This window comes from Aeromonas sp. QDB30 (genome assembly GCF_027707645.1).
GTDB lineage: Bacteria > Pseudomonadota > Gammaproteobacteria > Enterobacterales > Aeromonadaceae > Aeromonas > Aeromonas caviae.
Genome location: NZ_JAPCIY010000013.1, coordinates 19,421 through 44,412 on the forward strand (window position 1 = coordinate 19,421; position 24,992 = coordinate 44,412).

A 24,992-nucleotide genomic window follows, 5' to 3' on the forward strand; every position below is an offset into this window, starting at 1 on the left:
AGGGAGGCGCCGCTGGTCGTGTCGGGGATCAGGCGTCGGGCTCGAAATCCAGGCTCAGGCTGTTGACGCAGTAGCGCTGGCCGGTCTCGGTCGGCCCGTCGGGGAAGACGTGGCCGAGGTGGGAGCCGCACTGGCTGCAGGTGATCTCCACCCGCTTCATGCCGTGGCTGTTGTCCTCGGTGTAGGTCACCGTCCCCTCGATGGCCCGGTCGAACGAGGGCCAGCCGCAGCCCGCGTCGAACTTGGCGCCTGAGTGGAACAGCACCTGCTTGCAGCAGACGCAGTGGTAATCGCCGCTCTTGCGGTTGTGCAGCAGGGCACCGCTGTAGGGACGCTCGGTCCCTTTCTCCCAGCAGACGTGGAACTGCTCTGCACTCAGCTTGTCGCGCCACTGTTCAGGGTTGTTACTGCTCATTCCGGCTCCTCACCACTGATAACGGTGCCCAGCATACCCAGTCAGGGCGCCTGGCTCTACCCCGCCAGCGGGAACTGTGATCCCGTTGGCAACACGGCGACAACATCCGCTGCCACCACCCCTTCACTCGCCAGCACCGCCGCCGGCAGGGCGACCCGCTCCAGCAGCTTGAGGGAGTGGGCACGCCCCACCGCCACCTGCCGCTTGATGTCGTCCGGCAGGAAGGGCAGGCCGTCGTTGGTGGCGGTGTCGATGGTCTGGATCCACTCCATGCCCTCCCCCGGCGGCGGCAGGCGGAACTGGATGTCATAGTCGCTGGCGTTGAACAGCACGTACCAGCGCTCCCCGGTGCAGCCGATCATGCCGATGTCCATGGCAAACGCCTGCCCCATGGGGGCGTGCCAGTCCTGATCGGTGAGCTGATGGCCGTCCGGGTGATACCAGTTCACCTGGTGACAGCTGGTCGCCTTGCCGTTCCAGCCGTCGTCGCTCAGTTGCAGGTTGGAGAAGACCCCTGACTCCGCCCGCAGCGCCATCATCTGGCGGGTGAAGGCGAGCAGCCGCTCGTCCTCCGGGCGCAGTTGCCAGTTCACCCAGCTTATCTGGTTGTCCTGACAGTAGGCGTTGTTGTTGCCGAGCTGGCTGCGGCCCATCTCGTCCCCGGCGAGGAAGTGGGGCGTTCCCTGTGACAGCAGCAGGGTGGCGATGAGGTTGCGCTTCTGCTGCTGGCGCAGGTTGTTGATGCGCGGGTCCAGGGTCGGCCCCTCCACCCCGTGGTTGCTGGAGAGGTTGTTGCCGTGGCCGTCCCGGTTGTCCTCGCCGTTGGCCTGGTTGTGGCGCTGGTTGTAGGAGACCAGGTCCTCTAGGGTGAACCCGTCGTGATAGCAGAGGTAGTTGACGCTGGTGTGGGGGGAGCGCCAGTTCTTCGGGAAGAGATCCCGCGAGCCCACCAGACGGGTGGCAAAATCCCCCATCTTGCCCGCATCCCCGCGCCAGAAGGCGCGCACCGTGTCGCGGTAACGATCGTTGATCTCCAGCCATTGGCTCGGAAACTGGCCGAGACGATAGCCGAAGGGGCCGATGTCCCAGGGTTCGGCGATGAGCCTGACCCGCGCCAGCACGGGATCCGCCATCATGGCCTTGAAGAAGGCGCTCATGGGATCGAACTCCCCCGCCTCCCGCGCCAGGGTGACCGCCAGATCGAAGCGAAAACCGTCCACCTGCATCTCGGTGACCCAGTAGCGCAGGGCATCGAGCACCAGTCGCAGGGTATTGGGGTGATCCAGATTGACGCTGTTGCCGCAGCCGGTGACGTTGGCGTGGCGATGGTAATCCGGACCGTGGGCCCCCGACTCGAAGGCGTAGTAGCCCGCGTTGTCAAACCCCTTGAGGGAGAGCATGGGGCCGTCGAAGCCCGACTCGGCGGTGTGGTTGTAGACCACATCCAGGATCACCTCGAGTCCCGCCCGGTGCAGCTCGCGCACCATGGTCTTGAACTCGGTCACTGCATCCTTCGCCCCGTAGCGCGGTTCGGGCGCGAAGAAGGCGATGGGGTTGTAGCCCCAGTAGTTGGTGAGCCCCAGCTGCTCGAGCCTGGGCTCGGACATGAAGGCCGCCACCGGCATCAGCTGGACCGAGGTCACCCCCAGCCCCTGCAGATGCTCGATCATCAGCGGGTGGCTGATGCCCAGATAGGTGCCCTGCAACGCCTTGGGGATGCCGGGGTGCTGGCGGGTGAACCCTTTGACGTGGGTCTCGTAGAGCACGACCCGCTCCGGCGGGATGCCGGGCTTGCCGACCCCCTGCCAGTCGAAGGCATCGTCCACCACCACCGACTTGCCCACCATGGCCGCGCTGTCCCCCTCGTAGAGGGCATCGTCCCAGTGGGTGGCACGGCTGAGCGCCCTGGCATAGGGGTCGATCAGCAGCTTGTCCGGGTCGAACAGCAACCCATCCTGGGGAGAGCCATGCACTCGGTAGCCATAGCGCTGACCGGCCTTGACACCGCGCACGTGGCCGAACCAGTACTGGCCGCGCCGACCGGGCAAGGGGAGACGCGCCAGCTCCTGCTCCTCTTCGTCGAACAGGCAGAGCTCCACCTTGTCCGATTGGGGAGCCCAGACACAGAAGTGGCAGCCCGTCTCGTCCAGACGGGCGCCAAGCGGGTGATCTACCCCGTTTTCCATTTCAAACATCAGGACTCCTGTTTGATGAACAAGGTCGCGAGCGGCGGCAAGTCCAGCACCAGGCTGTGTGCCATCCCCTGCCAGGGGGTCGCCTCGGCGACGAAGACCAGACCCACATCATAGTTGCTGCCCCAGTAATGCTCGCTGTCGGTGTTGAGCACCACCCGATAGCGACCGGCAGCCGGCACCCCGAGACGGTAACCGATGCGCGGCACCGGGGTGAAGTTGCAGGCCACCACCAGCGGATGGGCCCCCAGCTTGTCGGCCCGCAGCCAGGCGAAGATGCTGTTGTCGGCATCGTTGTGATCCAGCCAGCGGAAACCGGCCTGTTCATAATCCGCCTGATACAAGGCAGGTTCATGACGATAGAGGTGGTTGAGATCCCGGATCAGCCGCTGCTGGCCGCCGTGCCTGGGGTACTGCAACAGGTGCCAGGGCAGCTGGGCATCATGATTCCACTCGTTGCTCTGGGCGATCTCGGTGCCCATGAAGTTGAGCTTCTTGCCGGGGTGGGCATACATGAAGCCCATGTAGGCGCGCAGGTTGGCGGCCTGCTGCCACTCGTCCCCCGGCATCTTGTAGAGCAGGGAGTGCTTGCCGTGGACCACCTCGTCGTGGGAGAGGGACAGAATGAAGTTCTCGTCATAGTGGTACACCATGGAGAAGGTCATGTCGTTGTGGTGGTAGCGACGGTGAATGGGCTCTTTTTGCATGTAGCTGAGGGTGTCGTGCATCCAGCCCATATTCCACTTGAAGCCAAACCCCAGGCCACCGAGGAAGGTGGGACGGGAGACCCCGGCAAAGGCGGTGGACTCCTCGGCGATGGTCATGGCGTGGGGGTACTTGCCGTACACCTCCTCGTTGGTCCACTTCAAGAGGCTGATCGCCTCGTAGTTGTGGTTGCCGCCATCGACGTTGGGCACCCACTCACCGGCGTTGCGGGAGTAATCCAGATAGAGCATGGAGGCGACCGCATCCACCCGCAGGCCGTCTATGTGGAACTTGTCGAGCCAGAACAGGGCGCTGGCCACCAGGAACTGGCGCACGGTGTCGCGACCGAAGTCATAGATGTAGGAGTTCCAGTCCGGGTGCCAGCCACGGCGCGGATCTTCGTACTCGTAGAGCGGCGTGCCGTCGAAGCGGGCCAGGCCGTGGGCATCGGACGGGAAGTGGGCGGGCACCCAATCCAGAATCACGCCGATCCCCGCCTGGTGGCACTGATCCACGAAGTATTTGAAATCGTCGGCCGTGCCGTAGCGGCTGGTGGGGGAGAACATGCCCACCGGCTGGTAGCCCCAGGAGCCGCTGAAGGGATGCTCGGAGACTGGCAGCAGCTCGATGTGGGTGTACTCCATCTCCTTGATGTAATCCACCAGTTCCACCGCCAGCTCACGCCAGCTAAGGCTGTCGCCGTTGGAGTGGCGCTTCCAGGAGCCCACGTGCAGCTCGTAGATGGAAAGGGGCTGCTCGCGCTTGTCATTGAGCTGACTCTCGCGCCAGGCGGCGTCCTGCCACTGGTACTGGCCGTGGTCATAGACCACGGAGGCGAACGAGGGGTACTGCTCGCAGTAGAAGCCCACCGGGTCGCTCTTGTGGGGCAGGCGATTGCCCGCCGGGTCCTTGAGTTCGAACTTGTAGCGATCCCCGGCCTTGAGCCCCGGCACGAACAGCACCCAGTGGCCGCACTGGCTGCGCTGCATGGGGTGACGGCGGCCATCCCAGAAGTTGAAATCCCCGATGAGGCTCACCGCCGTGGCGCTCGGCGCGTAGACGGCAAAGCGTACCCCTTCTACCTGCTGGCCGAGGTGCGTCACGGTGCGCAACTGGGCGCCGAGGGTGTGGTAGAGGTTTTCCGGTTGCCAGGTGAGTTCCGCCAGCCCTTCCCAGGCGGCAGCCTGGAACTGATAGGGGTCGATGATGTCGGCACTGGCGTCGGCGTAGGTCGCGATCAGCTGGTAGGGGAAGGGATTCTTGCGGCGGGTGAAAACAGTTTCAAAGAGGCCCGCTTCGTCAGCGGCGGTCAGGGTGGCAACTATCTTGCCTGACTTGAGATCCCTGACCCGGACCTCGAGTGCATCGGGCAACCAGGCGGTGAGTTTCAGGCCTGGCCCATCCGGATTGGCCAGCAGGCCTAGATGGGAGAAGGGATCGGCACAGCGGGCGGCAACCAAACGTTCAACGGGCATCGACATTTCCTTTGATGGCTGAACATCCGCTTCGGCCGAAGCCGAAGCGGATGAAAGTGAGTCACATGTTGGCGTTCAAGGCTCAACGGCTGGCCTCGTCACGGGCCCGGCTCATCTTGCCCGCCAGATTCTTGAGCGCCTCGTCGGCGAAGATATCCTCCAGATCCCGGGAGAGCTTGCGACGCCAGTTGGGGTACTCGTAGCTGGTACCCGGCACGTTGACCGGCTTGTCCATCTCCAGCCAGTCTTCGAGCTGGGTGCTGAACAGGGCACAGCTGCCGCGGGACATGTGCAGTTGCAGACCGTGGTTGAGCTCGGTATTCATGCCGACCCAGTTCACGTCGTGACTGATATTGCCAGAGATGACCCCATGAGCATGCAGGCTGTCAAGGATCCGCTGCTTGGCCTGGTGGCGATCAGCATACAGGGTCTTGAGTACGTCTTCATCCGGGTACAGGCCCAGTTCGCGTCCCAGCGCCAGATCGTCGCAGTGCCAGAAGCCCTTGAGGGTCGGCATGTCGTGGGTGGTCAGGGCGGACATCGCCTGCTCGGCGTAGTGCGCCGGGGAGATGAAGCCGCCATCGTCCTTGGAGCGCTCGAAGAAGAACACCTTGTAGGAGTGGACGCCGTTCTCTTTCAGGGTCACGTCGATCCCCTCCGGCACGGTACCGAGATCCTCGCCGATCAGCAAGCACTGGTTGCGATGAGACTCGAGGGCCAGGATCCCCAGCAGATCGTTCACCGGGTAATAGATGTAGGCCCCCTTGGCGGCGGACTCTCCGGGCGGCACCCACCACAGGCGCAGCAAGGCCATCACGTGGTCGATGCGCAGGGCGCCGCAGGAGCGCATGTTGGCACGGAACAGATCCACCATGGGCTGGTAGGCGGCCTCGAACAGCTGGTTCGGGTTCATGGGGGGCAGGCCCCAGTTCTGGCCGAGGGGGCCAAGAATGTCGGGCGGTGCACCGACCGAGGCTTTCGGGCAGTAGAGATCCCGGTTTGCCCAGATCTCGGTGGAACCTTCAGAGACGCCGACCGCCAGATCCCGGTAGATCCCCATCACCATGCCGGCGGCCTTGGCGCGGGCATCGGCCCGGGCCAGCTGCTCGTCAGCCAGGAACTGCAGATAGAGATAGAAGGCCACATCCTGCTGGTGCTCGGCCATCCAGGCCGCCACTTCGGGGTTGTGGTAATCGCGCAGCGCCTCGGGCCAGACCGGCCAGCCCCAGGCATTCTCGCCCTTGGCATAGAAGTGGGCCTGCAGGGCGTCAAACGCTGCCTGCTGTTGCAGGCTGTCACCGCCGGCAGCCACGAAGGCATCGAACGCAGCCTGACGCTCGGCGCTGAAGCTGGCCTGGTCGAACACCTGGCGCAGCATCCCGATCTTGGTCTGGATGACGCCGGTGTAATCCACATTGTCCTTGACCCGCAGGGAGGTGAGGTGCTGCTGGAAGGCCGGGCTCGCCACTTCCGCTTTCAGGCGATCGTTGCCCTGGAATTCGGGCACCGCTTCCACATCGATATAGGCGACGTTGAGCCAGCGACGGGAAGAGGGGCTGTAGGGGCTGGCACTCTCCGGGTTGGCCGGATAGAGGGCATGAATGGGGTTGAGACCGACGAAGTGGGCTCCCCAGGCGGCTGCGTTCTCAACCAGCTGGCCGAGATCGCTGAAATCGCCGATGCCCCAGTTGTGGCGGCTGCGCAGGCAGTAGAGCTGGACGCTCGGGCCCCACACCTTGCGACCATTGGCGATGGGCGCCTGCTTGTAGCAGGACTTGGGGGCGACGATGAGACGCATGGTGGCCAGCGGCTCGTCATTGCCCTCTTCCAGCAGGATGAGCTGGTGATAACCCAGCGCAGGCTGCACATCCAGGGTGACGCGATAGGCCTGACACTCCATCTCCTCGAACTCGGCCACCCCGACCAGCTCACCCTCGATGGGAGTGAGTTGACCGGACAGCACTGCACCCTGCTCCTGCTGGAGCTGCCAGGTGAGGGCATCGTTGACGAATTCGATGGGGAGGCGAACCTCAAGAGTAACGGCGTCGCCGCTGCGTACCACCATCACGGGATCCAGCGCGCGCAGCCAGTGCTGGCGGTGCTCCTGCTCAAGCTGTTCGGACAGGGCGGCCTCGTCGTCGACGCGGTAGCCCATGGCGCCCAGCATGGCGGCCTTGCTCTCTTCCGATACCAGGGCCGGCTGGCCCCAGGCATCAACATACTCACTGGCAATGCCTTTGGCGGCAGCCAGCTGTTCAATCAGGGTGGTCATAGTTTGAGAATTCCCGCTGTGGATTCTGTCTACGCTATTTTGTGATTAATTTTTATGGTTGGTACTTGAACAGTGGCTCTTTGGCCATGCTAAACCGCGCACATTTTTACATATCTCCCCGGCTGGATGTGTGACCGGGCAGGCACTATTGTTGTTCTCTGCCACCGACTTTGCTGATGATGCATTCAACAAAAGTTGGTAGCCAGTTACATAAACCGAAAATAAATTTCACAGTTTTTCATGATATAGCGCAATTTCGAGCAGATTGTTGGTTGACTCGCGAGGGAGTTCTAGTAAATTTACAAACGGAATTTTCTTTGACTACTGAACAGTTAGGTAACCAATTATGACTATCAAAGTAGGTATTAACGGTTTTGGCCGTATCGGTCGTTTCGTTTTCCGTCTGGCCGCTGAGCGTGCTGACATCGAAGTGGTTGGTATCAACGACCTGATCGACGTTGACTACATGGCTTACATGCTGAAGTACGACTCCACTCACGGTCGCTTCAAGGGCACTGTTGAAGTCAAAGACGGCAACCTGATCGTCAACGGCAAAACCGTACGTGTTACCGCTGAACGTGACCCGGCCAACCTGAAATGGGGCGAAATCGGTGTTGACGTTGTTGCCGAAGCAACCGGTCTGTTCCTGACCGACGAAACCGCTCGCAAGCACATCGCTGCCGGTGCCAAGAAAGTCGTACTGACCGGTCCGTCCAAAGACGCCACCCCGATGTTCGTCATGGGCGTCAACCAGGATTCCTACGCTGGCCAGGACATCGTTTCCAACGCTTCCTGCACCACCAACTGCCTGGCCCCCATCGCCAAGGTTCTGAACGATACCTTCGGTATCGAATCCGGCCTGATGACCACCGTTCACGCTACCACTGCTACCCAGAAGACCGTTGATGGTCCGTCTGCCAAAGACTGGCGCGGTGGCCGCGGTGCGGCTCAGAACATCATCCCGTCCTCTACCGGTGCTGCCAAGGCTGTTGGCGTGGTCATCCCGGAACTGAATGGCAAGCTGACCGGCATGGCCTTCCGCGTGCCGACTCCGGACGTGTCCGTTGTTGACCTGACCGTCAACCTGAAGAAAGAAGCGTCCTACGCTGAAATCTGCCAGGCCATGAAGGCTGCCTCCGAAGGCGCCATGAAGGGCGTGCTGGGCTACACCGAAGACGAAGTGGTTTCCACCGACTTCCTGGGCGAGCGTCAGACTTCCGTGTTCGATGCCAAGGCTGGTATCCAGCTGAACAAGACCTTCGTGAAAGTCGTCTCCTGGTACGACAACGAAATGGGCTACTCCAGCAAGGTTCTGGACCTGATCGCTCACATCTCCAAGTAATTTGGGATGCGCAATCGCGTAGCTTGAAAAAAGGCGGCCAATGGCCGCCTTTTTGTATTCTGAATCACGGACCCTTTCTGAATGTCCCCGAGCACTGGAGCCTTTATGACACCGACACGTACGCTGACTGCCCACTGCACCCTGAGCCAGGATGGCCTGCCCCTGCTGACCATAGACAATGAGCACGCCAGGGCCGAGATAAGCCTGTTTGGCGCCCATGTGCTGCGTTACCAACGCCATGGTGAGCCGGCCTCTCTCTGGCTCAGCGACAAGGCGATACTGGATGGCAGCAAGCCCATTCGCGGCGGCATTCCCCTCTGCTGGCCCTGGTTCGGCCCCTCCCCCGCTCGCGTTGGCAGCGGCAAGCCGGCTCATGGCTTCGCACGCAACTGCCTGTGGACGCTGGATGGGGTCTCCGATCACGGGGATGGCACACTCGTCCACCTCTCCCTGCGTGACAACGATGCCAGCAGGACACTCTGGCCCCATGCCTTCGAGCTGGAGCTGGACGTACTGGTCGGCAAGGAGCTTTCCCTGGTGCTGACCACCCGCAACACCGGCAAGTCAGCGCTCACCTACAATGCCGCCCTGCACACCTACCTGCAGATCAGTGCGCCGGAAGCGGTGACCGTGACCGGCCTCGGCGAACCCTATCTGGACAAGCTGACCGGCCGAAACGAACTGCAACAGGGCGCGCTGACCGTCACCGCAGCCATGGATCGCATCTACCGCCAGCCCGATGCCATGGTCAGCGTGCAGGATGGTGAGCGCACCACCCGGGTGGTCAACGGCAACCACGACAGCGTGGTGGTCTGGACCCCCTGGCAGGAAGGGGCCTGCGCCATGGCCGACATGAGTGACGACGGTTATCGCACCATGCTCTGTGTCGAGGCGGCCATCACCGCCGAGGACGGGATCACCGTCGCGCCCGACGAGGAGCACAGCTTCTCCACCGTCATCATCTGACGATACAGATGACGGATAAATAAAGAGGGCTCCCGCGGGAGCCCTCTTTGCATCTTGCCATCAGCGTCAGTCAGGCGTTGCCCTGGGTCTTGAGCTTGAGCTCGGCGGCGAAATCCAGCATGCGGTCGAGCGGGACAAGCGCTTTGAGACGCAGTGCCTCATCCACATGGATCTCGTGACGCTCGGCACCGTCGGTCAGGGCCTCCTTGATGGCCACCAGGCCGTTCATCGCCATCCAGGGGCAGTGGGCGCAGCTGCGGCAGGTGGCACCATCACCACCGGTGGGCGCCTCCACCATCTCTTTCTCCGGGCAGGCCTGCTGCATCTTGTAGAAGATGCCGCGATCGGTCGCCACGATCAGTTTCTGCTGGGGCAGCTCTTTGGCGGCCTTGATGAGCTGGCTGGTGGAACCCACCGCATCCGCCAGCTCGATGACGGAGGCCGGGGACTCCGGGTGCACCAGCACGGCGGCATCCGGGTTCTGGGCCTTGAGCTCGCGCAGCGCCTTGGCCTTGAACTCGTCGTGCACGATGCAGTGACCCTGCCAGCGCAGCATCTCGGCCCCTGTCTTCTTCTCGATATAGGCGCCGAGGTGGCGGTCCGGGCCCCAGATGATCTTGTGACCCTGACTGTCCAGATGTTCGACGATCTCCAGCGCAATGCTGGAGGTGACCACCCAGTCGGCCCGTGCTTTCACCGCTGCCGAGGTATTGGCATAGACCACCACGATGTGATCGGGGTGGGCATCGCAGAAGGCGGAGAACTGGTCGATGGGACAACCCAGATCAAGCGAGCACTCGGCCTCCAGCGTCGGCATCAGCACCCGCTTGTGGGGGCTCAGGATCTTGGAGGTCTCTCCCATAAAGCGCACACCGGCCACGATCAGGGTCTGGGCCACATGGTCGCGACCGAAGCGGGCCATCTCCAGGGAGTCACCCACGAAGCCACCGGTGGCTTCTGCCAAGGCCTGGATCTCGGGATCCGTGTAGTAATGGGCAACCAGCACGGCCTGGCGCGCCTGCAGCAGCACCTTGATCTCGGCGATCAGGGTCGCCTTCTGCTCGGGAGTCAGGGGCTGTGGTTTGGCCGGGAAGGGGTAGTCCATCTCGACTACCGGCGGAATACTGCTCAGTGCATTGCTCATTGCGACTGTTCCATCAACGCTCGGGAAGGCCAAAATTATAACCAGAAGCCGTGCACAAACCCATCAACAAATCCAGTACAGTACAACTGTCAGGACCCGCTCCGACCATATCGTTGTCATTCTTGCCAAAAGGAGTTGTCGAATGAAACAACGTTCGCTCAAGACCAAGTTGTTGTTGCTCACGCTGGGACTTCTTCTCGCCAGTGGCGTCGCCATGACATGGATACAGTCCTCCTCGCTGAACGGCCTGCGCGATGACATCATGGCGCAGACCCGTGGCGCCCTGGAGCAGGAGGTTTCCCGTTCTCTGCAATTCCAGGCAGAGCGGTATGCCGTGCAGATCGAAGACCAGTTGCAGCAGGCCTATCAGATACCGCTCGGCATGGCGGCGCAGCTTGAAGGAAGCATGGCCCAGCCGGACCAGCGGCTGAGTCGCCCGCAAGTGGAGCTCCTGCTTGGCAGCCGCCTGCACCAGGCAAACGGGATCAGCTCCATCTATGCCCAGTTCGAACCCAACGGTTACGACGGACAGGACGCCGACTGGCAGACGGGCGCCAGCCATTCGGTTGCCGGCAAGGGCAGCCTGGAGGTCTATTTCACCCGGGAACAGAACGGAAACATCGCGCAGCAGACCATAGATGCCGCCACCAGTGATGCCAAGTTCGACACCTCGCGCAATGAATTCGGCATTCGCAACAGCGAGTGGTATCTCTGCGGTCGCGAGACACGTCGCCCCTGCCTGATGGAACCCTACCTCTACGAGATAAGCCCTGGTCAGAAGATGCTGATGACCAGCCTGACGGTGCCCGTCCTCAAGGATGGCAAGTTTGCCGGGATCACCGGGGTCGACATGAACCTGCCCATCTTCCAGCAACTGGCCGAGCACCTTGGCAAGAGCCTCTATGACAACCAGGCCGAGGTCACCCTGGTCAGCAAGACGGGCTTCATCGTCGGCAGCAACCGCCATTCGGACAAACTGGGGCGCCCCCTGACAGAGGCCGGACTGGTTGCCCCGAATGGACACCCCGCCGATACCGACAGCGATTTCATCTTGCAGCAGCCCATACGGATCGAGGCTGCCGACAACCAGTGGTGGCTGATGATCAAGGTGCCCAAGGCCCTCGCCCTCAGCCAGGCCAACACCATCAGCCAGCAGCTCGGCAGCCTGTTGCAGGCTACCCAGCAGCAGCTGGTTGCCATCGTTGTCATCACCCTGGTGGCCCTGGGCCTGCTTGTCTGGTTCATCCAGACCATCACGGCGCCCCTCTCCCTCATCAGCCGCCATGTCTCCCACCTCGCAAGCAATGAGGGCGACCTGACCCAGCAGATGCGTATCGACACCCACCAGGAGCTCATCGAGCTGGGCAGGCATCTCAATGCCTTCCTCGGCAAGCTGAGGGCCATGGTGCAGGGCAGCAAGCAGATTGGGCAACAGGTGCATCAGCAGGCCAGGGGCATGAAGCAGACGGCCGATGCCATGCGCAGCAGCCTGGATGATCAGAGCCTGGAGCTGGAGAGCGTGGTCAGCGCCATGCACGAGATGAGCACCACGGCAGTCAGCGTGGCGGGCTATGCGGAACAGGCGGCGCAGGAGTCGGAAGCGGCGACCCACCATGTCAGCACGGCCCAGCAGACATTGAGCAGGGCCCGCAGCGAGATCCATACCCTGGTCGAGGACATGCATCAGGCCGACAAGGCGGTCGCCCAGGTCGCCCAGCGCAGCACCAATATCAGCCACATTCTCGATGTGATCCGGGCCATTGCCGAACAGACCAACCTGCTGGCCCTCAACGCAGCCATCGAGGCGGCGCGGGCCGGCGACATGGGCAGGGGTTTTGCCGTCGTGGCGGACGAGGTGAGGGCGCTGGCCAACAAGACCCGCTCATCCACCGACGAGATAGGCCAGCTTATCGGCAGCCTGCAAAGCGAGAGGTCACCAGCAGCCAGCAGTTGATGAGCACGGGGATCGCCCGCTCGGTGAGCACGGTTGAAGGCACGGAGCAGGCCTTCGAGGCACTCAATCAGGTGGTCACCCAGATCCAGCAGATCCATGATCACATCAGCCAGGTGGCGACCGCCGCCGAGCAGCAGAGTGCCGTGAGCGACACCATCAACCAGAACCTGATGCGCATCGGTGACGCCGCCACCACCCTGGGACAAGAGGCCAATGCCAGCCAGCGCCTGAGCGAGGCGCTGGAACAGGCGGCCACCACCCTGGCAAGCGAGCTGGATCGACTGCGAACCTGATGGGAGACGGAAACGAAAAAGCCCGCATCGCTGCGGGCTTTTCAATATGGTGGTCGTTACTGGGCTCGAACCAGTGACCCCCTCCTTGTAAGGGAGGTGCTCTCCCAGCTGAGCTAAACGACCTGGGATAAGACTGAAATGATGGTGGGTCGTGCTGGATTCGAACCAGCGACCAATTGATTAAAAGTCAACTGCTCTACCGACTGAGCTAACGACCCTCACCACGACCAGTGCCGACTGCATTACTGCTCCGGCTCTGACGGCGGCCTATATTACGGATTTATCATCCTGGCGCAATAGAAAAATCTTAAATTAAATCTGATTGTTCACTGCGCATACAAAGCACGGCGGTATTTACAAGAGTGTTACGAAAACAGTGACATGCAGCAATGTCACAGCTTGGCCAGACTCTGTTTGGCCAGCTGGGCCGGCGAGGTGTTGGGGTAACCCTTGATCACCTGCTCATAGAAGGCCTTGGCCTCTGCTTTCTTGCCGTCAAGCTGGGCGAGCATGCCGAGTTTCAGCAGGGCATCGGCCCGCTTGGGTGACTTGCTGTATTTGTTCGCCACCGTGGAAAACTGGCTCGCGGCCCCCGCCCTGTCACCCTTGTTGAACATCAGCTGGCCGAGCCAGTAGTGGGCATTGGGAACATAGCTGGAGTTCGGGAACTGCTTGATGAACCCTTCGAAGGCAGGAATGGCCTTGTCGTAGTTCTTCTCCTTGAGCACCATGTTCACGGCTGCGTCGTAGGCCTGGTTCTCATCCTGGTTGGTGGAGTAGTTGGCAGCCGCGGCAGGAGGCGTTGCAGCACCTGCAGCAGGTGTTGCGGGCGCGGCGGCAGGCTGGCTGTTGGCCACCTTGTCGAGCTCTTGGTAGAGTTGGCGCTGGCGCTCCTGGGACTGCTCCATCTGGTAGGTCTGCTGTTCCAGCTGACCACGCAGCTCGGAGACCTCCCCTTGCAGGGAGTCGACCTGTTGCTGCAGTTCGGCCTGCAGACGCAGACGGGCGTTGAGGGTACGCTCCAGCAGAGCAACCCGGTCTTCCAGGCTGCCGGTCGGTACGATGGCACCATTGTTGCCGCTCAGCACTACGCCGCTGCTGCCAGAATCCCCGCTCAGATCGCTCACGGGTGCTGCCGCTTGCGCATTCAAAGCAACCAACACGGCCAGCGCAACACCAGCTTGCTTGTACACAGATTTCATTCGGATCAAACCTTAGCGTTTAGTGCAAATAAAACGGCCAGCGCATAGTCGCTCGCTGATACAGATTTCATTCGGATCAAACCTTGACGTTTAGTGCAAATAAAACGGCCATCGAAATGGCCGCTTGCATATAAACGAACTTCGTTCGACTCAAACCTTAGTAAACCAGGACCGCACGGCGGTTCTTGGCAAAGGCTTCCTCGGTGTGGGACAGATCCAGCGGCTTCTCTTCGCCATAGCTGACGATGGAGAGCTGCTCGGCCTGCACACCCAGGGTTTGCAGATACTTGGCAACAGCCTTGGCACGACGCTCACCCAGCGCGATGTTGTATTCCGGCGTACCGCGCTCGTCGGCGTGGCCTTCGATCAGTACCTTGACGCTCGGACGTTCACGCAGGTAGCTGGCGTGGGCATCCAGCAGGTCGGCGTACTGACCCTGAATGTCGTAACCATCGTACGGGAAGTAGATCACGTTGTCGCGTTGCAGCGCTTCGAACTTCTGACGCATCTGCTCTTCCGGGGACAACATGCCGTTGGCGCCGCCGGTTTGTACACCGCCCATGCCGTCGGTCATGCCGGACTCGGCGCCAGCGGCGTCGGAGTCGGAAGAGGAGCTACAGGCAGCCAGGGTGAACAGTGGCAGTGCGATGGCCAGACCCTTGAGCAGTTTATTGAGTTGCATGCTATTTCCTTAAACCTTTATAACAAAACAAAAAACAATCGATTTTTATCAATTCAAGAAGGGCGACCAAGCTGGTGCACGAATTTCACCGCTACTGGTCGGAAGCACTGCCTTGAAGCGACCGTCGGTCGACACCAATGCAAGACTCTTACGACCCTGATAGATGGTGGCATAAATGATCATGCTGCCATTGGGAGCCACACTTGGCGATTCATCCAGAGCACTCTGGGTCAGTACCAGCATGGCTCCATTTTCCATATCCTGGCGAGCGATGCGATATTGTCCCTGAACCCGGGTCACCATCACCATGGACTTGCCGTCCGGTGTGATGGATGCCCCCTGGTTGGAATCCCCTTCCCAGGTCATCCGGCGAGTCATGCCAGTCGCCAAATTTACGCTATAAATCTGGGGTTTGCCACCACGTTCAGAGGTGAACAGCAAAGTTTGACCGTCCGGCATCCAGGAGGGTTCGGTGTCGATGGTGCGGTTATTTGTGACTCGAGTGAGTTGCTTGCTAGCAACATCAACGACATAGATGTCAGGCTGCCCATCTTTGGACAGAACAATAGCCAAACGACGACCATCCGGAGACCACTCCGGCGCACCGTTGATGCCACGGAAGCTGGTGATCAGACTGCGCTGCTGGGTGTAGATGTCCTGCACATAGATCTCGGACTTCTGGTTCTCGAAGCTCACGTAAGCCAGCTTGCTGCCATCCGGCGACCAGGCCGGGGACATCAGGGGTTCACGGGAGCGCAGCAGAGTCTTCTCGTTGTAGCCGTCGTAGTCGGAGATCCGCAGCTGATACGGGAACTGGGTGCCCTGCTGCACGGAGACATAGGCCAGACGAGTCAGGAAGGCACCACGCTCACCGGTCAGACGCTCGTAGACGATGTCGGAGATGCGGTGGGCAAACTGGCGCATCTGCGCACCCGGGATGGTCGCCATGCGGCTGTCCAGGATGTAACCGTTCGCCTCACCGCCCTGGGTCTTGGCCAGCTGGCCTTTCAGGACGTCGACCAGCTCGAAGTTGATCTTGTAGGTGCCATCACCCACGGCGGCGATGGAGCCGACCACCACGGCTTCGACTCCCTGGGAAGCCCAGGGTGCGAAGTTGATCTCGCCGCTGGAGCTCGGCGTCTGCGGCATCTGGCCACGGGCCAGCGGCTTGAACTTGCCGCTGCGCATCAGGTCGTTGGAGACCACTTCTGCGATATCCTGCGGCAACTGGCCATTGCCCTCCCACTTGAAGGGAGCGATGGCGATGGGACGTGCACTGTCGATACCGCCGGTGATGACGATATCCAAGGCCGCCTGAGCACTCTGGCCCAGCAACAAACAGCCAACCAAAGCAAAAAACACTTTTCTTATCATGGCTTAAACTCTCAGTTCCAATTTGAGACTCAGTTCTCTGATCAACAACCCTTGCCAATCAAAGCAGAAACACTCTCTTAAATCGTTGGCGCTAGCTGAAGGCGTAGATCCTTCATCAATTCGAATGCCGCCGGATCCTTCGGCACCGGCAACTGGTTGGCCTTCAGCACCGCCGCCTTGCCGGAGCGGCAGACCGCCGGATCACCCTGACCGTTGTCCACCGAGATGACGAAGCCGCTACTGGCCAACTTGACACCGATAGTACATGTTTTGCCCCGCATGGTGGGATCCAAAATCATGTAGCGCTCGACCGTGGCCTTGATGAGGGCGGCATACTTGTCGACTTCGCCCTTGGCGGCTGCCGATGCTGCCTGACTGCGCGCATTGGCCTCGGCGGCCAGCTGCTGCTCCATCATGGCTTCCATCTCTTTTTGCAACTTGGCCTCTTCGGCCGCCTTGCGCTTGCGCTCCGCCTCAATCTTGGCCTTTCTGTCGGCCTCGGCCTTCGCCTTCTTCTCTGCGTCAGCTTTTGCCTTCTTGTCAGCCTCTTCCTTCGCCTTCTTCTCGGCCTCGGCCTTGGCTTTCTTCTCGGCTTCCGCCTTCGCCTTTTTCTCGGCTTCGGCCTTGGCCTTCTTCTCGGCTTCCGCTTTCTTGGCCTTGGCCTCTTCCGCCTTGGCCTTCTCTTCAGCCTGCTTCTTCTCCAGCTCTTCTTTTTTCTTCTTGAGCGCCAGCGCCTTGGCCTCTTCCGCCGCCTTGCGTTCGGCTTCGGCCTTCTTGGTCTTCTGCTCTTCCAGCTTGCGGGCTTCCTCGGCTTTCTGGGCCTTCTCTTCGGCCTGCTTCTGTTCAGCCTCTTTCTTCTGCTTGTCGGCTTCGGCCTTGCGGGTCGCCTCTTCGGCCTGCTTGCGCTTGGTCTCGGCGATACGCAGACGCTCCTGCTCCTGTGCCAGCTCGCGTTTGACGCGCTCAGCGTCTTCCTTGTCCTTCTGCTGCTGTGCAGCCTTGGGCTGGGCCTGCTTCTGCTGCTGGACCTGCTGCATCTGCTGCTCCAGCATTTCGCTGTCCATCATGACCGCATTGACGATCTGTCCCTTGGACTCGGGGCGCTTGGGTTTGCTGAAGTCGACACCGACCAGCAGGATGATGCCGATGATCAGATGCAGCAGCAGCGACGCGACGAGATAACCGGAAATACCACGCTTCACATCCATCTCCGTCAGTTCACCGGATCCGTCATCAGACCAACCTGAGGCACACCGGCTTTCTTGAGGGCCACCATCAGCAGGATCACCTCCTCGTAGCGCACGGACTTGTCACCGGCGACCACCACGGGCGCGTTCTGGTTGATGGCCAGATAGCCCATGGCCTTCTCGGTGATGTACTGCTGCATCGCCTCTGGTGTGCCGCTCGGTACGGGTTCGTCATCCGCCTCGCCGGCCTTGATGACGTACTCACCCTCGGTATTGACGCTGACGATGAAAGGCGGCTTGGCGTCTTCCGGCAACTGCTCGGACTCCGCCTGGGGCAGGTCGACCTTGACCCCCTGCGTGATCACGGGCGTGACCGCCATGAAGATGATGAGCAGCACCAGCATGACGTCGATATAGGGCACCACGTTGATCTCGGCGACCTTCTTGCGTTTGAGCCGCTGATAGGTTTGCATTACTTCTCACCCTGCTGTGCGATTTGGCGGTTCAGAATGGTGGTGAACTCGTCCATGAAGTTGGCGTAGGCGTTTTCCAGCCGTTCGACCTTGTTGGTGAAGCGGTTGTAGAAGATAACGGCCGGGATGGCGGCAAACAGACCCATGGCGGTGGCGATCAGCGCCTCCGCGATACCCGGTGCCACCATCTGCAGGGTCGCCTGCTGAACCTGGCCCAGAGCGATAAAGGCGTTCATGATCCCCCAGACGGTACCGAACAGACCGATATAGGGGCTGATGGAACCGATGGTCGCCAAGACCGGCAGGTTGGACTCGAGATCGTCCACTGCACGGGACAGGGAAACGCGCATGGCGCGATAGGTACCGTCCATCACCGCATCCTGACCGCGGGCACCGGCCTTGAGCAGGCGAGCATACTCCTTGAAGCCGGAGTAGAAGATGTCTTCCATGCCTTCGATGTCGTCACGACGGGAGGAGGACTCCTGGTAGAGACGATTGAGGTCGACCCCGGACCAGAATCTGTCTTCAAACTGCTCCGAGGCGAGGTTGGCCGCCTTGATGGCCTTGGAGCGCTGGATGATCAGCGCCCAGGAGACGACCGACATGCCCATCAGGGTCATCATGACCAGTTTCACCAACAGACTGGCTTGCCAGAACAGGCCAATAAACGAAATTTCAGCGTGCACTTAACAGCACTCCCTTGATTTTTTCAGGTATTGCAACAGGTTTCATTTGCGGATGACTGACACAGGCGATCTGTACCATGGCCTGAGTGATCAGCCGTCCATCAGCCGCCAGGATCTGCTGTGAAAAACGCATGGAAGCGCGTTTCACTTCAGTTACTTGCGTCATTACGGTCAGCAGTTCATTGAAGCGGGCAGCCGCGCGGAAGTCGATTTCGGTGCGACTCACCACAAACGCGATCCCCGCCTGCAGCAGGACATCCTGTTCGATGCCGCCTGCGCGCAGGAATTCGGTGCGGGCCCGTTCCATAAACTTGAGATAATTGGCGTTGTAGACGATGCCTCCGGCATCCGTGTCTTCGTAGTAGACACGCACCGGAAACTCAGAGACTTCCCCCATAAAAATCTGTGATCCATTCGACAGTCAGATGGGGGGCTATCATAGCGCAGGGCTGAATAGGAAAGAAGCAGGGGGAGACAGGGAAATCCCCTCTCCCCCTGTTTTTTATGGCGTGCAGCAGCGCCGACAGGCCGAAGACCACAGGGCTGTCAGCATCACAAGAAAAGCGGACAAGAGAAGTGGCTGCGAGCGGCGTGACAAGCGAGGTTCTGTCGCTCTGACCGGGCGGCGGCACGCCCCTCAAAAAAAAAGAAGGAGGTGGGCTCATGCCGACCTCCTTCATCATTTATGGCAGGTAGTAGCTGCTGGTCAGCCAGAGCCCGCAGAGCAGGCTGGGCAGGGCGAGCCAGGGGAGGAACAGCACGCGACCCACCAGGCTGCGCGGGTGAAACCCCAGTCCATGCATGACACCGCAACAGACCGCCCACATCAGCCAGGGCGCGAGCCAGAGGCCGTGCTCACTGGTGTTGGCCGCGACCAGGTTGGGCGCCTGCAAGATGGCGACAGCCAGCAGGGCCGCCGCCAGCAGCATCAGACCTTGCCATGGCTGGCGCTCCAGAGGAGCGGCCAGCCGGGCGAGCCTGTCACTTGTCTTCATCAATCTGACGATCCAGGTTCTCGGTGTGCTCCAGCCAGAGCGCATTGATAATCCCAAACGCACAGGCCAGCAGCAGCCCCAGGATCCAGGTGAAATACCACATATCAGGGCACCTTCTTAGTAGAGCGATTGTTGGTTGTCTTCGATGTGCTTGTTACTCACCCGGCCGAACATCTTGATGTAGGTCCAGATGGTGTAAGCCAGCACGGTCGGCACGAAGACGACTGCGACTACCGTCATCACCTTGAGGGTGTTGAAGGAGGCGGTGGAATCCCACATGGTCAGGCTCTGGGACGGCTCGAGGCTCGAGGGCATCACGAACGGGAACATGGAGAAGCCCGCGGTCAGGATGATGCCGGCGATGGCCAGGGAGGAGAACAGGAACGCCACCCAACCCTTGTCCAGCTTGGCCGCCACGGCGGTCAGCAGACACATCACCAGACCCAGCACGGGTGCGGCAATCATCCAGGGATAGAGGTTGTAGTTCTGCATCCAGGCACCGGCCTGCACCACCACTTCCTTGTGAAGGGGGTTGGTGACGGCGTCGGTGGCGACGGAGCCCACAATCACATAACCATCCATGCCGCTCACCCAGACACCGGCCAGGGCAAACAGCACCAGGGTCAGCAGGGAGAAGATCATGGCGGCGGTGCGAGAGCGCGCCAGCACTTCACCTTCGGTCTTCATCATCAGCCAGGTTGCACCCTGGGTGATGATCATGAAGAGGCTCACCAGACCGGCCAGCAGGCCGAACGGATTGAGCAGACCGAAGAAGTTGCCGTGATAGGTCATCATCAGGAACTGGTTGAAGCTGAACGGTACGCCCTGCAGCAGGTTGCCGAACGCCACCCCGAAGATGACAGGGGGAATGGCGCTACCGGCAAACAGAGCCCAGTCCCAGTTGGAGCGCCACTTGGCATCTTCCTGCAGGGAGCGGTACTTGAAGCCGACCGGACGGAAGAACAGCGCCATCAGGGTCAGGATCATGGCGATGTAGAAGCCGGAGAAGGCCGCCGCATAGACCATGGGCCAGGCGGCGAACAGGGCGCCACCGGCGGTCACCAGCCAGACCTGGTTGCCTTCCCAGTGCGGCCCCATGGTGTTGAGCATCACGCGACGCTCCACATCCTTCTTGCCGACGAAGGGGAGCAGGGCGCCCACCCCCATATCGAAACCGTCGGTGATGGCAAACCCGATCAGCAGCACGCCGACCAGCACCCACCAGACCAGACGCAACAGTTCGTAATCAAACATGGGTCACTCTCCTTATGCCTTGCTCTGTTCGAAGTGGTACTTGCCCGTCTTCAGGCTGCTTGGGCCCAGGCGCGCATACTTGAACATCAGGTACATCTCGATGATCAGCAGTACGGTGTAGAACAGGAAGATCCCGATCAGAGAGAACCAGATCTCGGACGCAGGAATGTTGGATGCAGAGACATAAGTCGGCAGCATCTCGGCGATGGTCCAGGGTTGACGACCATATTCAGCGACAAACCAGCCAGCCTCGATGGCGATCCAGGGCAGCGGAATGCCGTACAGCAGCGCCTTGAGCAGCCACTTGCGCTCGCCGATCTTGTGGCGGGTGCTGTCATAGAAGGCCAGACCGATCAGCACCAGCATCAGGATGCCGCAGGCGACCATGATGCGGAAGGCGAAGAACAGCGGCAGTACCTGCGGGATGGAGTCATCCACGGCGGCCTTGATCTGCTCGTCGGTGGCGTCGGTCACGTTGGGGGTGTAACGCTTGAGCAGGAGACCGTAGCCCAGATCCTGCTTCACTTCGTCGAAGCGGGCGCGGGTATCGTCGGACTTGTCACCGGATTGCAGCTTGGTCAGCAGGTCGTAGGCGGTCATGCCGTTGCGCACGCGCAGCTCATGCTCGCTCTTGAGATCCTTGAGACCAGTCACCTGACCGTCCAGGGAACGGGTGGCGATGATGCCGAGGGCATAGGGGATCTTGATGGCGTAGTCGGTGCGCATCTCCTCCTGGTTCGGGATCCCGAACAGGGTGAAGGATGCCGGAGCCGGCTCCGTGTTCCACTCGGCCTCGATGGCTGCCAGTTTCACCTTCTGCACTTCCCCGGTCTCGTAGCCGGACTCGTCACCCAGCACCAGCACGGAGAGGATGGAGGCCATGCCGAACGCGGCCGCGATGGCGAAGGAGCGACGAGCGAACGCCACATCACGATTCTTCAGCAGGTAATAGGAGGAGATCCCGAGCACGAACATGGCGCCCGTGGTATAGCCTGCTGCCACGGTGTGGACGAACTTGACCTGGGCAACCGGGTTGAACACCAGGTCGGCGAAGCTCACCATCTCCATGCGCATGGATTCGAAGTTGAACTCGGCACCCACCGGGTTCTGCATCCAGCCGTTGGCGACCAGGATCCACAGTGCGGAGAGGTTGGTCCCGAGCGCCATCAGCCAGGTAGCCGCCAGGTGCTGGCGCTTGCTGAGACGATCCCAACCGAAGAAGAACATACCGACGAAGGTGGACTCCAGGAAGAAGGCCATCAAGCCTTCGATGGCCAGCGGGGCCCCGAAGATGTCGCCGACATAGTGGGAGTAGTAAGCCCAGTTGGTACCGAACTGAAACTCCATGGTGAGCCCGGTGGTAACCCCGAGGGCAAAGTTGATACCGAACAACTTGCCCCAGAACTTGGTCATGTCCCGGTACACTGTGTTGTTGGTCATCACATAGACAGACTCCATGATCGCCAGGATGAAGGCCATCCCCAGCGTCAAGGGTACAAACAGGAAGTGATAAAGGGCCGTCGCAGCAAATTGGAACCGCGATAGGTCTACCACATGCTCAGCAATCATGATGTTTCCTCACCGATTATTGGCACGGCTATTTTAAGTTTTAAGGACAAAGCTTCCATTGGAAGTCCCCGAACGGTCGGTCACCCCTCGCGGACTGACCGGATTCGACTGCCACCACATTAACAACAAGGCAATATACAGGAACAAAAAAAGCTAATGTTTAACATCTAATAAACAATAACCAGGGTTCTATTCCCGCCTATAATGATCGCTGTTTTATATCACCTTTATTTGATTAAAATCAATGTAAAACCACCCTCAATACATGTTTTTTCAAGGTAACTTATAGGGCTTTTCCCATTAATTATGGGAGCTTCATCACAAAAAACGATAAGTCGTAAATAATTGATTTAAATCAATTTTATGACTCACTAAAATAGTTTCAATTCTGTTAAAAAAATACGCAACCCCGGAAATAAAGCCCTCACATCTCGATTATTTCAATAAATGGCCAGGCTCATCCAAAAATCAATTTAAACCCAGTAAAAACACATGTTTATGCGGATTGGCACCCCCACGAAAATCATTAGTTTATCTAATCAAAAGCCCATAGATTTTCTTGTTTGCCCCACCCGGAAAGAGCTCCTACAATGCGCCTCGCAGTGAGGGCATACCTCTGAATACAGGCCGGTCATTCCGGGTTCCCGGTACGTATTCGATGAACATTTCGAACCTGTTTGTTGGGATTAATGATGAAAAAGTTTGTTGCCAAGACCATCCGTTACTACAAGCTTTCTTTCGTTCAACTCTATCAAATGAACCGACTCTGAAGCCTCGCGACGGCTCCTCTGTTTTTTCCCGACCGGTCTGCAGACGCGCTCACTGTCTGTGAACATCCATCCTGAATTGTCTTTGCCCACCGCCTGTGCCGTGGGCTTTTTTTTTGCCCGCAAAACAAAAAGCCGCCTCAAGGGCGGCTTTTTGGTTCATATCGCAACGTCTACTGATCTGCCGGTCGTTCCAGGCCAAAGTGTGCGTAGGCTCTCTGAGTTGCAATCCGCCCTCTGGGTGTACGTTGCAGATAGCCTTGCTGGATCAGATAAGGTTCCAGCACGTCTTCTATGGTGTCCTTCTCCTCACCGATGGCGGCGGCCAGGTTGTCGAGCCCGACGGGCCCCCCCATAAACTTGTCGATGACGGCCAACAATAGCTTGCGATCCATGAAGTCGAAACCTTCATTGTCCACGTCCAGCATGTCCATAGCACGGGCCGCAATGGGTCCGTCAATTCGCCCGTCAGACTTCACCTGGGCAAAATCTCGTACCCGCCTTAACAAACGGTTAGCAATGCGCGGTGTCCCCCGGGAGCGACGGGCTACCTCGAGAGCGCCGTCTTCCGTCATGTCGAGCCCGAGGCAGCGGGCGCTGCGAGAGACGATGTCGGTCAGGTCCTTGACGTTGTAAAACTCGAGGCGCTGCACGATGCCAAACCGGTCACGCAGGGGGCTGGTGAGGGAGCCGGCCCGGGTGGTGGCACCGATCAGGGTGAAGGGAGGGAGATCGAGCTTGATGGAGCGGGCCGCCGGCCCCTCCCCTATCATGATGTCGAGCTGATAATCCTCCATGGCCGGGTAGAGCACCTCCTCCACCACCGGGCTGAGACGGTGGATCTCGTCGATGAAGAGCACATCGTTCGGTTCCAGGTTGGTGAGGAGCGCCGCCAGATCGCCGGCCTTCTCCAGCACGGGGCCCGAGGTGGTCTTGATGTTGACCCCCATCTCGTTGGCGACGATGTTGGCCAGCGTGGTCTTGCCAAGGCCGGGAGGCCCGAAGATCAGCAGATGATCGAGGGCCTCCCCGCGCTGGCGGGCGGCCTCGATGAAGATCTCCATCTGGTCGCAGACGTGATCCTGCCCGGTGTAATCGGCCAGTTTCCTGGGCCGGATGGCCCGATCGATGATCTCGTCCTCGCGGGCAGCCCCCGCCGAGATGAGACGATCCGCTTCAATCATGGGCTACCTCACGCGCTGCATCCCCGCTCGCACCGGCGCGCGGCAGGGGGTGATCCGCTCTGTTCATGGTCACACTCACACCAGGCTGCGCAGGGATTCGCGGATGATGGCCTCGACCGACATCCCCTCGACCGCCACCTTGGTGACGATCTGGCTCGCCTGCTGCGGCTTGTAGCCGAGCGCCACCAGGGCGCTGGCCGCCTCCTCGCTCGCATCGGGGGCGCGCAGCGGGCTCTCCTTGGCAGGCAGGGCGATCTCGGCCGGGGAGAAGAGATCGTGGCTGACCCAACCCTTGAGCCTGTCCTTCATCTCCACCACCAGCCGCTCGGCGGTCTTCTTGCCCACCCCGGGCAGCGTGACCAGAGAGCTTATCTCCTCGCGCTCAACGCTCATCACAAACTGGGTGGCCGTCATGCCGGAGAGGATCGCCAGCGCCAGCTTGGGGCCGACCCCGTTGGTCTTGATCAGCTCGCGAAACAGCGCCCGCTCCTGCTTGTGGTTGAAGCCGTAGAGTAGCTGGGCATCTTCACGCACCACGAAGTGGGTGTGAATGACGGCCTCCTTCCCGAGTTCGGGCAGATCATAGAAGCAGCTCATGGGCATATGAACCTCATATCCCACCCCTCCGACTTCCAGCAACACCTCGGGGGGTTGCTTCTCGATGATGACGCCTCTCAAGCGACCGATCATGTTCTTTTCCTCGCCACGCAGACTCTCGCAAATTGGGTCATAGCATAAAGAATAACTGGATAAGTATCCAGCATAGGTCCATGCAGATCATGGGATGACCAGCTCTTCATACCCGGCCATTTCCCTCGTTCAGAACACTGTCTATCACTTTATTTTCCATCGGGGATGGCA

20 protein-coding genes, 2 tRNA genes and 1 pseudogene are annotated in these 24,992 nt (G+C 60.1%); 3 read left to right on the top strand and 20 right to left on the bottom strand.

Features of this window, described 5'->3' with window-relative positions:
* Positions 1-28: 28 nt before the first annotated feature.
* From msrB to malQ, 4 genes are all read right to left on the bottom strand, one after another.
* Positions 29-415 (bottom strand): peptide-methionine (R)-S-oxide reductase MsrB, encoded by a 387-nt coding sequence (gene msrB / locus PG896_RS06240; RefSeq protein WP_010672886.1) that lies wholly within the window; start codon positions 413-415, stop codon positions 29-31.
* A 56-nt stretch (positions 416-471) separates the two neighbouring features.
* Positions 472-2,610 (bottom strand): glycogen debranching protein GlgX, encoded by a 2,139-nt coding sequence (gene glgX, locus PG896_RS06245; protein ID WP_045523375.1) that lies wholly within the window; start codon positions 2,608-2,610, stop codon positions 472-474.
* Entirely contained in the window at positions 2,610-4,787 is a 2,178-nt protein-coding gene (gene glgB, locus PG896_RS06250) for a 1,4-alpha-glucan branching protein GlgB (RefSeq protein WP_109112618.1), read from the bottom strand. The genes glgX and glgB overlap by 1 nt, the downstream gene beginning before the upstream one ends.
* An 82-nt stretch (positions 4,788-4,869) precedes the next feature.
* Positions 4,870-7,059, bottom strand: a complete 2,190-nt coding sequence (gene malQ / locus PG896_RS06255; protein WP_161646923.1) for a 4-alpha-glucanotransferase — start codon at positions 7,057-7,059, stop codon at positions 4,870-4,872.
* Between the two features lie 346 nt (positions 7,060-7,405).
* Here malQ and gap point away from each other — a divergent pair, with 346 nt between their 5' ends.
* Both gap and PG896_RS06265 read left to right on the top strand, forming a co-directional pair.
* A complete protein-coding gene (gene gap, locus PG896_RS06260) occupies positions 7,406-8,401 on the top strand; it encodes a type I glyceraldehyde-3-phosphate dehydrogenase (RefSeq protein WP_010672882.1) in 996 nt (331 codons plus the stop codon).
* A 105-nt stretch (positions 8,402-8,506) separates the two neighbouring features.
* The gene (locus tag PG896_RS06265; RefSeq protein ID WP_161646924.1) at positions 8,507-9,367 is read left to right on the top strand and encodes a D-hexose-6-phosphate mutarotase; all 861 of its coding nucleotides are present in this window, start codon (positions 8,507-8,509) and stop codon (positions 9,365-9,367) included.
* Positions 9,368-9,437: 70 nt separating this feature from the next.
* Here PG896_RS06265 and nadA read toward each other — a convergent pair whose 3' ends face one another.
* Complete coding sequence (gene nadA, locus PG896_RS06270) at positions 9,438-10,511, bottom strand: quinolinate synthase NadA (protein WP_161469973.1); 1,074 nt, start codon at positions 10,509-10,511, stop codon at positions 9,438-9,440.
* Between the two features lie 142 nt (positions 10,512-10,653).
* On the opposite strand from nadA, the pseudogene PG896_RS06275 reads away from it, so the two are divergent.
* A pseudogene (locus PG896_RS06275) lies at positions 10,654-12,758 on the top strand (methyl-accepting chemotaxis protein).
* 47 nt (positions 12,759-12,805) lie between these two features.
* Here the strand turns inward: PG896_RS06275 and PG896_RS06280 are convergent.
* From PG896_RS06280 to ruvA, 15 genes are all read right to left on the bottom strand, one after another.
* Positions 12,806-12,881: transfer RNA gene (locus PG896_RS06280), tRNA-Val, on the bottom strand.
* Positions 12,882-12,900: 19 nt separating this feature from the next.
* Positions 12,901-12,976, bottom strand: a tRNA-Lys gene (locus PG896_RS06285).
* A gap of 174 nt (positions 12,977-13,150) precedes the next feature.
* The gene (gene ybgF, locus PG896_RS06290; protein ID WP_041211017.1) at positions 13,151-13,960 is read right to left on the bottom strand and encodes a tol-pal system protein YbgF; all 810 of its coding nucleotides are present in this window, start codon (positions 13,958-13,960) and stop codon (positions 13,151-13,153) included.
* A 157-nt stretch (positions 13,961-14,117) separates the two neighbouring features.
* The gene (gene pal / locus PG896_RS06295) at positions 14,118-14,642 is read right to left on the bottom strand and encodes a peptidoglycan-associated lipoprotein Pal (RefSeq protein WP_010672877.1); all 525 of its coding nucleotides are present in this window, start codon (positions 14,640-14,642) and stop codon (positions 14,118-14,120) included.
* Positions 14,643-14,690: 48 nt separating this feature from the next.
* Positions 14,691-16,016 (bottom strand): Tol-Pal system beta propeller repeat protein TolB, encoded by a 1,326-nt coding sequence (tolB, locus tag PG896_RS06300; protein ID WP_041211016.1) that lies wholly within the window; start codon positions 16,014-16,016, stop codon positions 14,691-14,693.
* 77 nt (positions 16,017-16,093) lie between these two features.
* Positions 16,094-17,224, bottom strand: a complete 1,131-nt coding sequence (gene tolA / locus PG896_RS06305) for a cell envelope integrity protein TolA (protein WP_010672875.1) — start codon at positions 17,222-17,224, stop codon at positions 16,094-16,096.
* 5 nt (positions 17,225-17,229) lie between these two features.
* Positions 17,230-17,676, bottom strand: a complete 447-nt coding sequence (tolR, locus tag PG896_RS06310; RefSeq protein ID WP_069784929.1) for a protein TolR — start codon at positions 17,674-17,676, stop codon at positions 17,230-17,232.
* Positions 17,676-18,362, bottom strand: a complete 687-nt coding sequence (tolQ, locus tag PG896_RS06315; protein ID WP_010672873.1) for a protein TolQ — start codon at positions 18,360-18,362, stop codon at positions 17,676-17,678. Before tolQ ends, tolR begins: the two co-directional genes overlap by 1 nt.
* Positions 18,352-18,759: a tol-pal system-associated acyl-CoA thioesterase gene (gene ybgC / locus PG896_RS06320; RefSeq protein WP_010672872.1), complete on the bottom strand. Its 408-nt coding sequence runs from the start codon at positions 18,757-18,759 to the stop codon at positions 18,352-18,354. The genes tolQ and ybgC overlap by 11 nt, the downstream gene beginning before the upstream one ends.
* Before the next feature lie 286 nt (positions 18,760-19,045).
* A complete protein-coding gene (locus PG896_RS06325) occupies positions 19,046-19,357 on the bottom strand; it encodes a cyd operon YbgE family protein (RefSeq protein WP_103244242.1) in 312 nt (103 codons plus the stop codon).
* The gene (gene cydX, locus PG896_RS06330) at positions 19,344-19,460 is read right to left on the bottom strand and encodes a cytochrome bd-I oxidase subunit CydX (RefSeq protein WP_005331536.1); all 117 of its coding nucleotides are present in this window, start codon (positions 19,458-19,460) and stop codon (positions 19,344-19,346) included. Before cydX ends, PG896_RS06325 begins: the two co-directional genes overlap by 14 nt.
* A gap of 14 nt (positions 19,461-19,474) precedes the next feature.
* Positions 19,475-20,611, bottom strand: coding sequence for a cytochrome d ubiquinol oxidase subunit II (gene cydB / locus PG896_RS06335; RefSeq protein WP_010672870.1), 1,137 nt, complete (start codon positions 20,609-20,611; stop codon positions 19,475-19,477).
* Between the two features lie 12 nt (positions 20,612-20,623).
* Positions 20,624-22,180, bottom strand: coding sequence for a cytochrome ubiquinol oxidase subunit I (locus tag PG896_RS06340; RefSeq protein WP_010672869.1), 1,557 nt, complete (start codon positions 22,178-22,180; stop codon positions 20,624-20,626).
* Between the two features lie 940 nt (positions 22,181-23,120).
* Entirely contained in the window at positions 23,121-24,131 is a 1,011-nt protein-coding gene (gene ruvB / locus PG896_RS06345; RefSeq protein ID WP_041211014.1) for a Holliday junction branch migration DNA helicase RuvB, read from the bottom strand.
* 75 nt (positions 24,132-24,206) lie between these two features.
* Complete coding sequence (ruvA, locus tag PG896_RS06350) at positions 24,207-24,821, bottom strand: Holliday junction branch migration protein RuvA (RefSeq protein WP_270835529.1); 615 nt, start codon at positions 24,819-24,821, stop codon at positions 24,207-24,209.
* Positions 24,822-24,992: the final 171 nt, after the last annotated feature.

Bases quoted from the DNA above. Each gene is read 5' to 3' on its own strand.
- msrB (WP_010672886.1), bottom strand. From the start codon at position 415: ATGAGCAGTAACAACCCTGAACAGTGGCGCGACAAGCTGAGTGCAGAG.
- glgX (WP_045523375.1), bottom strand. From the start codon at position 2,610: ATGTTTGAAATGGAAAACGGGGTAGATCACCCGCTTGGCGCCCGTCTG.
- glgB (WP_109112618.1), bottom strand. From the start codon at position 4,787: ATGCCCGTTGAACGTTTGGTTGCCGCCCGCTGTGCCGATCCCTTCTCC.
- malQ (WP_161646923.1), bottom strand. From the start codon at position 7,059: ATGACCACCCTGATTGAACAGCTGGCTGCCGCCAAAGGCATTGCCAGT.
- gap (WP_010672882.1), top strand. From the start codon at position 7,406: ATGACTATCAAAGTAGGTATTAACGGTTTTGGCCGTATCGGTCGTTTC.
- PG896_RS06265 (WP_161646924.1), top strand. From the start codon at position 8,507: ATGACACCGACACGTACGCTGACTGCCCACTGCACCCTGAGCCAGGAT.
- nadA (WP_161469973.1), bottom strand. From the start codon at position 10,511: ATGAGCAATGCACTGAGCAGTATTCCGCCGGTAGTCGAGATGGACTAC.
- ybgF (WP_041211017.1), bottom strand. From the start codon at position 13,960: ATGAAATCTGTGTACAAGCAAGCTGGTGTTGCGCTGGCCGTGTTGGTT.
- pal (WP_010672877.1), bottom strand. From the start codon at position 14,642: ATGCAACTCAATAAACTGCTCAAGGGTCTGGCCATCGCACTGCCACTG.
- tolB (WP_041211016.1), bottom strand. From the start codon at position 16,016: ATGATAAGAAAAGTGTTTTTTGCTTTGGTTGGCTGTTTGTTGCTGGGC.
- tolA (WP_010672875.1), bottom strand. From the start codon at position 17,224: ATGGATGTGAAGCGTGGTATTTCCGGTTATCTCGTCGCGTCGCTGCTG.
- tolR (WP_069784929.1), bottom strand. From the start codon at position 17,676: ATGCAAACCTATCAGCGGCTCAAACGCAAGAAGGTCGCCGAGATCAAC.
- ybgC (WP_010672872.1), bottom strand. From the start codon at position 18,759: ATGGGGGAAGTCTCTGAGTTTCCGGTGCGTGTCTACTACGAAGACACG.
- PG896_RS06325 (WP_103244242.1), bottom strand. From the start codon at position 19,357: ATGAAGACAAGTGACAGGCTCGCCCGGCTGGCCGCTCCTCTGGAGCGC.
- cydX (WP_005331536.1), bottom strand. From the start codon at position 19,460: ATGTGGTATTTCACCTGGATCCTGGGGCTGCTGCTGGCCTGTGCGTTT.
- cydB (WP_010672870.1), bottom strand. From the start codon at position 20,611: ATGTTTGATTACGAACTGTTGCGTCTGGTCTGGTGGGTGCTGGTCGGC.
- PG896_RS06340 (WP_010672869.1), bottom strand. From the start codon at position 22,180: ATGATTGCTGAGCATGTGGTAGACCTATCGCGGTTCCAATTTGCTGCG.
- ruvB (WP_041211014.1), bottom strand. From the start codon at position 24,131: ATGATTGAAGCGGATCGTCTCATCTCGGCGGGGGCTGCCCGCGAGGAC.
- ruvA (WP_270835529.1), bottom strand. From the start codon at position 24,821: ATGATCGGTCGCTTGAGAGGCGTCATCATCGAGAAGCAACCCCCCGAG.